The following is a 12460-nucleotide window of genomic DNA, read 5'->3' as shown; positions in this document are numbered from 1 at the left end:
ATTAGAGTTTGGTTGAATCGAGAATCAGTTTTTCCGATCCTTTTTTAATTTCAATTTTACGTGAATTGAACAAGGCTTTGCAGTAAGGATTGTCGTAACGGTATTTCCATCTGAGTTCTTGTTCCTTTCCTTTTATAGTAAACGGAGATTGCCAGCCAAATGTTACATTTCCGATAGACGGAGAAGTATAATTAACATTTAGTTCCTGGCAAGACACTTTAGCCGATGAGATCGCATTTACAAATTTAGTAAAGTCGCCCCATTCTGTTTTTGTTCCGGTCTCGCAGATCCAGATGTTTTGTCGGCCCGATGCAAGTAAATCGCATATATCTCCCCTTTCACCCGCCTGATATGTAGTGGCATTTTGTGAATAGAGCGCTACATAGCCGTCTTTTTTGCGTCCGAAAGTCCAGTTACCTTTTGTCAGCACTTCATCAAAATCATTTTTGGGGAAGTAAGCATGTGTATAATCGTTTTTCTGGTTTTCGGGGATGTTGTAGATACATACTACTACATTTTTGTGCTGTGCCGCCCGTGGTAGGATTTCATTACCTGCCCAGTAGTTTGGCGAATATTTCAGGTTTTTGCCTCCGGGGTGATTGGTGTAGACGATAGCACGGTTGCCCAAAGTGGCCTGCCAGATGTGTTGTTGATAACCCGGAGCTCCCGGACGGTAATCCTGTACACTACTGAGCATATATTCCGGGGTACGATAAGTTTCCACGTTGGCTTCGGATAAAGCAAAACGGTCGAGGTGTGAATTTACCAGTTTACCGTAGGTTTTAATCTGTTCTTCGTACTTACGGATATATTGGTCGTAGTTACGATAGGGCCAGGTATCGTACTTTTCTGAGATCTGTTTGGACATTTTGATTGCCAATGGGTGAATAAATTCCTGCATACCCCAAAAGAGGTGACAGTCCAGTTCATTGTCATAAGAGAGTCCGTAAGAGGGTGCATCTTCCACATTGATACTTATACGCTGACGGTTGAGCATGGGGCGCTGATAATCGATAGCGATTTCCTGTATGACTTTGGGACATTGATATTTACTGGTGGACAGGGCAATGGGAGCCATTACTTCATCACGGTCGAAAGTGCCGACTCCGAACATCAGCTTTGTCAGCGGAGAGGTATTGTGTGAGCCATTGATAAGAGAATGAGCATACATACGTCCGCTGGTAGACCCCATCATGCCTTCGAAATTATTCAGAGCCATGTCGAACATCAACAGATCCAGCACCATACCTGCTTTTTTGCGTATAGCTTTGTCTTCGGCATAATCATACAGATTGGCGAGTAGCATTGCTTCTACCTCGTAATAAGTAGACAGCCATTCGCTGAATCCGAATCGGAACCGGAAGTCCAGCCAGCGTTCCAGGCGTTCTTTGGCATGTTGCACGTGCTGTACACCATTCATGCCATTGGTAAATATCCTGTCTTTGTAGAGCTGTCCGGCAAGCAGTTCGGCTGTGTGGTAGAGTGCCTGATGGTTTTCCGTATGATAACACCGGTAGGTCGTATCACGGCGTCCGTCGTCCCACCAGTATTTAAAGTCGAGTACGCAAGCCTCTATCTCTTTTTTAAGATGTGCAGGAATCACTGTTTTTTCCCGGTCCATATAGAGGAGCCGTAGCATACCGTTGATTGAGAAGTCATTACAGTCGCGGTTAGAACGTACCAAAGCAACTGCTTTATAGGTTGGTTCATCTTCCATTGGCTGGCCAATGGCAACACGGGCTATCTGGTTGAAGATTCCCGTTAGGAAATCTTTTCGCCCGTGTTCGGCATAATATTTCAGGAAGCTTTCTTTCCGTTCTTCCGGACTTGCTTTAGGTGTATACCAGTATTCATCTTTTCCCTTGGCTTGTATGGTTTGTAAAAGGGAGAGTATAAAAAGGATACTTACTGTGATTATGTGTTTCATGATTCTGTCTGATTATTTATTCATACTTTCCTTCCCAGTTGTAGGGGAAAGGGATTCTTTTGTAATATTCAAGTGTGTGTTGTGGGTGTTCGTATTGTGACGGTATCGGTCTTTTAGAAAATGTCTGGAAATAAAGAACGCAGCCGTCTCTCCACCAGATAGCTTCGTCCTCCTGTACTTTTAGTAGTTGTTTGACGTGATTAAATCGTTCGGCATCGATTTTACCTTCCATAGAGTTCCAGAGTTTACGCATCCCGCGTACCTCATCTACTCCTTTATAATAGTATGCTACCAATTCGTCCCATAAGATTTTTCCGGACGGCATCTTGTAATCCCAGGGCAGGTGATGGAACCATAACAGATCTTTTTGCGGGCAGGTATTCAGGTTTTCAAGTATCTCTGCCAAAGGTTTGGCATATTGATTGACAACATTGCTGCCTTTGGAAGTACGATCTACGCCAATACCGGTTTCGTCCGCTTTATGATAATCTTTGGCATCCCAGTGAGGGTCTTTGTACCAGGGGCCGGGACCGTAGTGAGTCGCAAAATTCATGATATGATTCAATCCCAGCGGATTGCGATAGTTTACTACCGTTTCGCGTGATTGCTGCATCATTTCTTTGATCGGATTCACAAAGCTTGTATTGTTATTGAACGTCATACGCAGCCATTCATCTGCCACTTCTTCTGACGAAAGTTCCGGATTCCACGCCATGCGCCCGAAAGCATACCAGTTGGACTGTCCGAACAGATGTCCGCACCAGTTGATATCCGTACCGATATTGGCAACTCCCGCAATGCCGGAGATGCCGTGTGAACGGTTGTAATCTTCCAATACATTGGCAACGGTTGTCCCTTTTCCTTTGGTGTATGTATCGGCGTCCAGACACTCTTCGAATAACGGACCCAGATAGGCGAGGTTGGTAGCATACCCAAGGTACTCTTGCGTTATCTGGAATTCGAGCATCAGTGGTGTCTGAGGCATTGCTCCGAAGAGCGGATGGAAAGGTTCGCGTGGCTGGAAGTCAATCGGACCGTTTTTGGGTTGTACGAATACGTTCTTATTGAATTTTCCGTCCAATGGCTTGAACTCTTCATAGCCATTGCCCGCACGGTCTACGTTCCGGGAGTTTTCGTATACGAAGGCACGCCACATCACGATACCGCCATAGGGTTCCAGTGCTTCTGCCATCATGTTTGCTCCGTCGGCATGTGTGCGTTTATAGTCCTGAGGGCCCGGTTGGCCTTCGGAATTGGCTTTTACGAGGAATCCTCCGAAATCAGGAATATACTTATAGATCTCTTTCACTTTATCTTTCCACCACTGGCGTACTTCCGGGTCCAGCGGATCGGCTGTATTCAAAGCTCGCAGTTCTTTCGGGGCACTGAAACGGGCTGTCAGATATACCCGGATGCCGTAAGGACGAAAAACATCTGCAAGGGCGGCTGCCTTTATCAGATATTCGGTGGTCAGGCTGCGTGCGTTGGCATTTACATTGTTCAGAACGGTGCCATTGATACCGATAGAAGCGTTGGCACGGGCATAATCGCGATAACGCGGATCGATGTATCCCGGTAAGCGCTGCCAGTCCCAAAGTGTGTAGCCTGCATAACCGCGTTCGATCGTTCCATTCAGGTTGTCCCAGTGGTTCAGCATACGCCTTTGCAGTTTGGGCACCTGCGTGATGTTTAACTCTTTGATATCCGATTGGGTCTGCAAAAGCCGGAGGAAATGGAAAACACCATACATTACGCCCATGTCCTTCCGGGCTGCAATAACGGTATAGGGCGTTCCGTTTACCTTCAGGGTTTTGATGAGGAATCCTTCATCGCCCAAGCCGGATATTTCGTTGGTTATCGCATGGATACCGGATAGTACTTTTGAGGAAGCCGGAGTACCTACCAGTAGTGTACCTTTGGAGATACCGTCTGTTTCCGGCAAATTAGTATCCAACAGGCCATTCAGTCCTTGTTGCAGTTCCTTTTTTGCTTCTGTCAGTGTGGCGGAGTTTACAGGGAAGTTCAGTTTAGCTAACGTTTTTGAATAACTGTTCAATAGTTGGCTGTTGTCTACTTTCTGATAACGGAGCCACAAGTCGTAGCCATTCTCTGCATGCAACATTGGCATACAGAGAATCAGGGCGGCTATATAGACGAGTTTTAGTTTCATATTCCGGGATGTTATTTGATGACACCGGCCCATCCGCCGTTGCGTACCATTTTGATGGTAAGCTGTGTCGCATTGTTTACTTTACTCTCCCTTTGCTTATAGTCCATGGCCTGGCGGTCGGCATTGATACCATCTTCAAACGAGGTGAGAGTGAATGATTGACCGGCAGGCAGGAAACTCAAGTCGAGATTGATTGTACGCCCTTCGTTGTTGGTAATACCGCCAATGAACCATTTGTCACCTTTTCGTCTGGCTACTACTACGGCTTCACCTACTTTGGCATAAAGTACTTTTGTTTCGTCCCAGGTGACGGGAACGCTGGATATGAACTCTGTACACGGGCGTTCACGGTAGTAGTAAACCGGATTGTCTGCCAACATCTGCAAACCGCTTTCGAAGACTACGAACAATGCCATCTGGTAGGCACGTGTACCCGAACCCATGGCGTTGGCACGTGTGGAACGATTGTCTTCCGGTTGAGCGGAAAGCATTGAACCGGGCGTAAAGTCCATCGGGCCTACTGCATTGCGCATGAATGGCAGATAGATACTGTTGGCCGGGCGGCAGTTGCCTCCTTGTTCCATGCCCAATACCCCTTCGTATGAAAGTACATTCGGATATTTACGTTCCAGTCCAGCAGGTTTGAACGAGCCGTGAAAGTCAACGAATAATTTATGCTTGGCTGCTTCTTTGGCTACGCGTTCGTAGTAATTTACCATCCACTGGTCACTACGATCCATAAAGTCAATCTTTACTCCGGCTACTCCCCAGTCGGCAAATGTCTTGAAGAGGTCGAAGTTGTTCTCTACGGCCAACCATGTCAGCCAAAGCACGATTTTCACATTGCGTTCTTTCCCGTATTGAATGAGTTCGGCTAAGTTGATGGTCGGGTTGGGAGTATACGGGTCACGGGTACTTTTGGCCCATCCTTCATCCATAATGATATAAGGTATGCCGAATTTAGAGGCGAAGTCAATGTAATATTTGTAAGAGTCCATGTTATACCCCGAACGGAAATCTACTCCATACAGGCGGGCATCGTGCCACCATTCCCAACTTACCTGTCCGGGCTTGATCCAGCTGTAATCTTCGAGTACACAAGGAGTAGACAAGTTGTAAACCATTTCGTTCTCCAACAGTTGTTTGTCTTCTTTGGTAATCACCATGAATCTCCAGGGGAAACTACGTTTACCGGCTGTTTTGGCTATATAATCCGCTTCTTTCAGAATCTTGAGACTGCGGTCACCGTCTTCTCCGAATTCCAATGGTACTTTGGGGAAAAGAGATTGCATTCCATTCTGTCCGGTGCTCTTCAGAAACATACAAGGATAGTCGTGCAGGTCTGCTTCAGAAATCAGAATCTTGTAAGGCTTGTCCGTTTCTAACAATATCGGCAGGTAGCTCATACGGTCGGTAGCTTTGTATTCTTCCGTATTTACGTGTGTATAAGGATATTCGTAGGAAGTTTTGAAACCGTTGGGTTGTGACAAATGGGCCTTATAGTTAGCCGGGAAGTTTAGTACGAAATCTTCTCCCATGACAATGTTTTCACCTTTCTTATCGGTGATGAAACGGTAGGCCACTCCATTATCGAATACGCGGAACTCTACAGCGTAGTTGCCGGCAAAGTTCATTCGTAGTGTGTTGCAATGGTTCTTTACAACAGCGTTCTTGAGTGGAATTTCACGTTTTACACTTTCGTCAATGACTCCTTTTTTGGTACTGCGGAGCTTGGGATTATTACCGAGTGTTTCATTCTCCAGTTGGAGGTTGAGATAACAGTCTTTCAATAAAAGATCATTCCCGTAAGATACGGAATAGTAGATTTTGTCTTTTACATCGACAGAGATGTTCAGTTCTCCATTGGGCGATTTTACGTCTATCACCTTGGCAGAGAGGTGGCTGCCCCACGCAGTGGCGAAGGTTAGCAGCAGTGCAAAGAGTTTGTATACTTTCATGGCTATTGAGTTTTTGTTTTATTTTTCAAGGAAGGCATTTACGCACCACAGTACAGGTGCTTGTCCGTGCATATTGCCCGGAAGGGTTTTCCGGTTCAGGTAGAACTGGCGGTCGTTGGTTTTATTGGTACCTTCACATACGCCGTCGATGTCTCCGTTTTCATCAATGTGCCCAACCAGAGCAATCCATGCTTTGCGTACCAGTGGAGCGTAGGTTACTTCATCCAGCCAACCCTTCTTTACGCCTTTTACCATGGCATATACGAACATGGCCGAACCGGAGGTTTCCGTCCAGGTAGTTTTGTCGTCCACCAATTGTCCCCATAAGCCATCCTCCTTCTGATAATCGCGCAGGCTGTTCATCATCTTCCGATAAGATTCCAGTATTCTTTCCCGGTTCGGATTGTCTTCCGGAAGCATGCCTAAAAGTTCCGTCATTCCGGCAGCCATCCAGCCATTGCCACGTCCCCAGAAGAAGGGGACATCTTCAGCGTGGTAGAATAAACCATTCGGACGTTGTATCTTATCGAGGTACTTCACCATCTCGGCAGCAGCACGGTCTATGTATTTACGGTCTTTGGTAACGAAATAGGCTTGCGACTGAATGGCCGAAATCATAAACATATCGTCAATCCAGTAGCGGGTTTGCCAGGACAACCCCTGATCCAGCAAAGCCTGGTATGCTTCGCGATGTTTGGTGTTACGCGGCATTTTCCATTGTTCGTCTGCATACCACATTCCCATGTGGTAGTAAATTTCCTTACCGGTTTGTGCATATAGCTGGAGCGGGATAGTACCGAATACGGTATGATCTACATGATCCGGTAGGGGTTGTAGTCTGCGTTCCGGACCAAAGATCGGCAGGAAACGTTCTTCCAGTTGGCGGAGGAGTTTCTTGTTTTTGGTGATATGCGCGTAACGCAAAGCACCAAACCATGCACATGTTTCCGGATAGGTGATTTCATTAGGAGGTGCCGGATTACCGTTGAAATTGGGATGTGGGACGGCTACAAACCGTTGGCTTACTAACTCACCTACTTCTTCGGGCGAACAACCCTTGGGCCATTTCCTAAACTCTTTTTGTGCCATCAGTAGTGAAGGCAGACAGGCAACCATTAGCGCGAGCATCCCTGCCTTAACGAATTTTTTACGTGTTTCCATGTTCTATATTTGTTTTATTTCAGATTCATGTTTCCCAGATTTGCGTACATTTCCACCATTGCCGCCTGATTAAGCAGCCATTGCTGTTTTTCTTTCTTTTCTCCGCTCCAGTCACTGTTGATGAGTCCATTGTCATAGCGGGCACTTTCCCATGCCAGTTCCAGATTGTCGGCAAAGATTTGCAGATATTCCGGATTGTTATCTTGCAGATAGAGTTCTATATATCCTCTCATCATGATAGCCACGAACCATGTTCCCCGGTTGCGGAAGAACCTGATATCTGTACCGTCCTGTGTCTTGAATGGTACTGTGAAGTAGTTTATTCCTGCACGGGCCACGTTTTGTGCTTCTGTCAGAAATTGACGGTTGCCGGTTAGTTTGTATAGCAGACTGGCTGCTTGCAGCATTTGTCCCGTATTATATGCATATTTCTCTGTGCCGGTGCGTCCGTCTGTTTTGAGGTTGTCGAAGTAAATGTAATCCGAATCCTGTAAGTTTACTTTTGTCCATGTATATAGCTCCAGTCCTTTCTGATAATAGGCACTGTCCCGGGTGGTCTCAAAAAGTTGAAGTGCCAGTACGGATGCGGGTGCATTGGAGCAGGTATTCTTTGATTCCTTTTTTTGCTCACACCAATAGATACCTCCGTTTAGTACATCGTCATTACCACTCAAGAGGAATTTCCATATTTCTTCCGATTGTTTCAGGTATTTCTTATTTCCTGTCAGGCGGTAAGTTTCGAGGAAGTCAATGCCTAACCAGATATTATCATCATAGAAACGGTCGGAATGCCCGGCCTCACTGATGTAGGATTGAAAACAGGCAGGAGTACGGGTTGTGTCATAATAACATTCTAATCCGGGAATGATTTTCTCCTGTAGAAGTGCCTGATATTTGTTGTCTCTGGTTGTTTTGAGTAGTGCATTTACTCCTGAAAACAACCCGGAGGTAGGCCATAAATAGGCTACTTTGTCTTTGGTAATCGTATCTGTAGAAGCCAGGTAGGTTACTTTATCATTGGAACTTTTAGGATAATTCTCATTAAATAAATTGCCCCCTTCTGCCTGATAGTATTTGAAGATACTGTCGAGCAACATTTCAGAGCGGGCAATGGAAGTGTTGTTCTCCTGGGTTACGGACGTTTGGCATGCCAGCAAAGAGATTGCCAGAAAAAGTGCACTGATTGCTTTGGGTAAGAATGATTTCATACGTCTGCTATTCTATTGAAATTTACCTGAAGGGAAATTTGGTTTTTAGAAAAGAAGAGAGTCTGTGGCTCCCTCCTTTTTTTCCTGAACTAAATCCTACCTTCTTTTTACTTTAAAAAAACTATATTCGTTCTCAAAAATCACTTCACAAATATAGGCAGTTGTTTCTCAGTAAATATTCACAGTTTTGACAATAGTGTATAGGGGACAACTTTAGCAGAAATGGAGACAAAGGCGATATGGGGGTAACTGTATGCATTTATGCCATATTTGTATTCATATAGGCACATATGAGGGTTTTCCGTACAGGGAAGTACGGTGGACGATGGATTATCGTTAAAATGCAGATGAATACAGGTTTGTGCAGACAAATAGATAGATGAGAAAGAGTGTCCGTCTTTTCATCTGTGCTGATTCGCGATTATCTGCGTTTCGCCAGGTAACGAAACTCTGCGAAACTCCTGTGGAATTTCAAATTTAGTTCATACTATGACAGCGTTTTATTGAAACGCAAATGATCGCAGATTTTCGCAGATTAAATAGCTGCGCTATACTTGAGCGATGATATTCTTTGCGTGAATCTGCGAGTTTCTGCGTTTCAATAATAATATCATATAATTTAGAACGATTACTTATAGATAAGAATTGTAGTATATGCTATGTAGCAAAGTATCAGGATGCTTCCTTCTATCCGCGTAATAGTACGTTTGGCGAAAAAGAGCCCGAATAACCATAGCAGTACTCCTGAGCCTACCAATACCAGCAAATCGAAATTTGTAATGCCACTTAGGCTGAGCGGAGTGATGGATGCACTACATCCAAGTACAAAGAAAATGTTGAACAGGTTGCTGCCGATAGCATTTCCGATAGCTATTTCCGGATTCTTTTTCAATGCGGCAACCACCGAAGTTGCTAATTCGGGTAGCGAAGTACCTCCTGCTACCAACGTCAGTCCGATGACTGATTCACTGACTCCCAAGCTGCGGGCAATATTACCGGCTCCTTCTACAAACCATTGTCCACCGAAAATGAGCCCCGCAAGTCCACCTATGATATAGAGCACCGAGCGCCATATGGGTAACTGGCGTATCTCCTCATCTGCTCCTTCACTCTTACCGTTGGATGCGATGGCAAAGGTATATCCTAAAAAAATAGCGAAGAAACACAGAAGCAGTAGCCCGTCGGTGATGCTGAGCACGTTTTGGGCAGCATGGTCCAATAGAACATCATTGGCGCATATCAGTAATACGATGGAAGAGAGAATACAGAGAGGGATCTCTTTCTTTAGTGTGTTCTGAGTGATGACGATAGGAGCAAACAATGCAGTGCAACCCACTATCATCAGTGTATTGAAAATATTGCTTCCCACTACATTTCCGATAGCAATATCTGCACTTCCTTTTAATGCGGAAGATACACTGACTGTCAGTTCCGGGGCTGAAGTGCCGAATGCAACGATTGTTAATCCGATGACAATGGATGGGATACGAAATCGTTTGGCAACAGATGCGGCTCCGTCCGTCAGGCCATTAGCGCCTATTAGAATGAGGAGAAGTCCTCCGATGAGAAGTAATATATCCATTTGGGTCCTGATTTTTGCTACAAAGATAACGGAATTAATTAAAACTGGAACCGTGTTGAGAATTATCGGACGTATCTTTTTGAGCAAATAATATATTCATTCCCACTGAAATATCAAAAACATTCCGTATGTTTGGCACGTTTATTTGTCTATAGCAAGGTTAATAAGTGTTTTTTGTATGAGGAAGAATCGTTTATTTTGTCTTTTCATCTCTTTGGTATTTACTATCGGAGCGTCTGCTCAGCTGGTCGAGAAAGTTCGTGAATTTCTTGGTGACGATACGTTGAAAACTCATTCTGTCATAAGGAGTGATTCTGATTCGGCGAACATTGCCGACATGAAAAGGGAACTTGAAACTGCCAGGCTGAACGAAGCCAATATGCGGATGGAGATGGAACAACTGAAATTGCAGGCATATGCTGCTGATTCTGTAAAATTGGTTCAGCAAAAGTTGCGTATAGACTCATTGCGTAAGTTCACTCAAGGTGTTCCCGTGGTTGTGGAAGGGGATACGCTTTTTTATATATATGCCAAACGGGGCGGACATACCCCCCAACAACGGGCGGTGATGAATGCCACTGCTATCACAGAGTTGGGCAAGCGATTCAATCTCAAGCCGGATTCCCTGTATTTGGAGAGTAGCGACATTGTGACCGATTTAATGTATGGCGATAAAGTATTGGCTTCATTTACTGATCAGGACGGGTTGTGGGAAGGTCGCACACGTGACCAGCTTGCTGCCGATAAACGACACATAGTGGTAGACAAGCTGAAGGATATGAAAAAAGAACACAGCTTGTGGCAGTTGGGTAAGAGGATTATATTTTTTGTGTTGGTATTGCTCGGGCAGTATCTGCTGTTTTGGGCTACTACCTGGTTATTTAAGAAACTAAAGATACGTATTCAACGATTGAAGGACACAAAGCTAAAGCCTATTTCGATTCAGGATTATGAATTGCTGGATACTCAGAAACAGGTTAATCTGCTTATATTTCTGGCCAATATATTGCGTTATGCCTTCATGTTGCTTCAGTTAGTTCTTACGGTCCCCTTGCTATTTTCCATTTTCCCGCAGACCGAAAAGCTGGCCTATCAGATATTCTCATATATCTGGAATCCGGTGAAAAGTATATTTGGTGGGGTGATAGATTATATTCCGAACCTGTTCACTATTTTCGTAATATGCCTTGCTGTGAAATACTTGGTGCGGTTGGTTCATTACCTGGCTACAGAAGTACAGTCTGACAGATTGAAACTGAATGGTTTTTACCCGGATTGGGCGATGCCTACTTTCCATATTATACGTTTCCTGTTATACGCTTTCATGATTGCGATGATCTACCCCTATCTGCCGGGTTCCGATTCGGGAGTCTTTCAGGGAATTTCAGTCTTTGTCGGACTGATTGTTTCATTGGGGTCAAGTACGGTGATTGGGAATATTATTGCCGGGCTGGTTATTACCTATATGCGTCCGTTTAAGTTGGGAGATCGTATCAAGCTGAATGATACCACCGGGAATGTCATAGAGAAAACCCCGCTTGTGACACGTATCCGTACGCCAAAGAATGAGCTGGTCACTATTCCCAACTCCTTTATCATGTCTTCTCATACAGTGAATTATAGTGCATCGGCACGAACCTACGGATTGATTATTCATGCAGAAGTGAGCATCGGATATGATGTACCCTGGCGTAAAGTGCATTCGTTGCTCCTGAAAGCAGCACAAGCAACGCAGGGAGTCGCGGCGGATCCCGAACCGTTTGTACTTGAAACGGAATTGCAGGATTGGTATCCGGTGTATCAGATTAATGCGTATATAACAGAGGCGGACCAGTTAGCACAGATTTATTCCAATCTGTATCAGAGTATTCAGGATGTATTTGCTGAGGCGGATGTTGAGATTATGTCTCCGCATTATATGGCAGTACGCGATGGAAATGAGACGACTATTCCTAAAAGCGGATTGAAACCGGAGGAGACTAAAGAAGGGTAAAACCGAGATCATATCGTTTCTCATTCAGAAAGTTGGCAGCCTACTGTATATGGGCTTTATTAGGTAATGCTTGGAGTTATGTAAAGTAATATTGTCATTCATGCATATCCCGAGACGATAAAATATGCTTCTGTAACCTCTTGATTGTCAATGCCTGTTTGGCCTCTTTTTCTCCCCGGAGCCGAGCAGCCTCCTCCTCGGAGCCGAAGCACCTCTTCCCCGGAGCCGAGGAACGTCCTCCCCGGAGCCGAGCGGGGCGTGCAGTTCCGGAGAAACATCCTATGTAAAATAATAGAACTTTGTTTGGCAAGAACTTATTATTTATGCGAATCAGTGGTTATTTACGATTGGACGATTGACGATTTACGATTGAAGTTACTCTTTTAAAAGCCTGTTTCAGCGCTATTAGAGACAGAGTAATCCCAATCGTAAATCGTCAATCGTCCAATCGTAAATAACTA

The 12460-nt window shown here is 44.8% G+C and carries 7 protein-coding genes; 1 reads left to right on the top strand and 6 read right to left on the bottom strand.

The window, feature by feature from the left end:
* Nucleotide 1 precedes the first annotated feature (1 nt).
* The 6 genes from ACESQI_RS16885 to ACESQI_RS16860 form a co-directional block, all read right to left on the bottom strand.
* The gene (locus tag ACESQI_RS16885; RefSeq protein WP_007482922.1) at nt 2-1927 is read right to left on the bottom strand and encodes a hypothetical protein; all 1926 of its coding nucleotides are present in this window, start codon (nt 1925-1927) and stop codon (nt 2-4) included.
* 16 nt (nt 1928-1943) lie between these two features.
* Nucleotides 1944-4097: an alpha-glucuronidase family glycosyl hydrolase gene (locus ACESQI_RS16880; RefSeq protein WP_195661147.1), complete on the bottom strand. Its 2154-nt coding sequence runs from the start codon at nt 4095-4097 to the stop codon at nt 1944-1946.
* 11 nt (nt 4098-4108) lie between these two features.
* Nucleotides 4109-6055, bottom strand: a complete 1947-nt coding sequence (locus tag ACESQI_RS16875; protein WP_320908870.1) for a glycoside hydrolase family 97 protein — start codon at nt 6053-6055, stop codon at nt 4109-4111.
* Nucleotides 6056-6073: 18 nt separating this feature from the next.
* Nucleotides 6074-7216 carry a glycoside hydrolase family 88 protein gene (locus ACESQI_RS16870; protein ID WP_320935865.1) on the bottom strand — a complete coding sequence of 381 codons (1143 nt, stop codon included), beginning with the start codon at nt 7214-7216 and terminating at the stop codon, nt 6074-6076.
* Nucleotides 7217-7230: 14 nt separating this feature from the next.
* A complete protein-coding gene (locus tag ACESQI_RS16865; protein ID WP_373126583.1) occupies nt 7231-8424 on the bottom strand; it encodes a glycoside hydrolase family 76 protein in 1194 nt (397 codons plus the stop codon).
* Nucleotides 8425-9052: 628 nt separating this feature from the next.
* On the bottom strand, nt 9053-10006 hold the full coding sequence (locus tag ACESQI_RS16860; RefSeq protein WP_025866864.1) for a calcium/sodium antiporter: 954 nt from the start codon (nt 10004-10006) through the stop codon (nt 9053-9055).
* A 178-nt stretch (nt 10007-10184) separates the two neighbouring features.
* On the opposite strand from ACESQI_RS16860, the gene ACESQI_RS16855 reads away from it, so the two are divergent.
* Entirely contained in the window at nt 10185-11999 is a 1815-nt protein-coding gene (locus ACESQI_RS16855; protein WP_002558355.1) for a mechanosensitive ion channel family protein, read from the top strand.
* Nucleotides 12000-12460 lie beyond the last annotated feature (461 nt).

It is taken from the genome of Bacteroides sp. HPS0048 (assembly GCF_964240755.1).
GTDB classification, from domain to species: Bacteria; Bacteroidota; Bacteroidia; order Bacteroidales; family Bacteroidaceae; genus Bacteroides; species Bacteroides nordii.
Note: the sequence above shows the minus strand (reverse complement) of the source record. Positions and strands in the feature narration are given on the sequence as shown.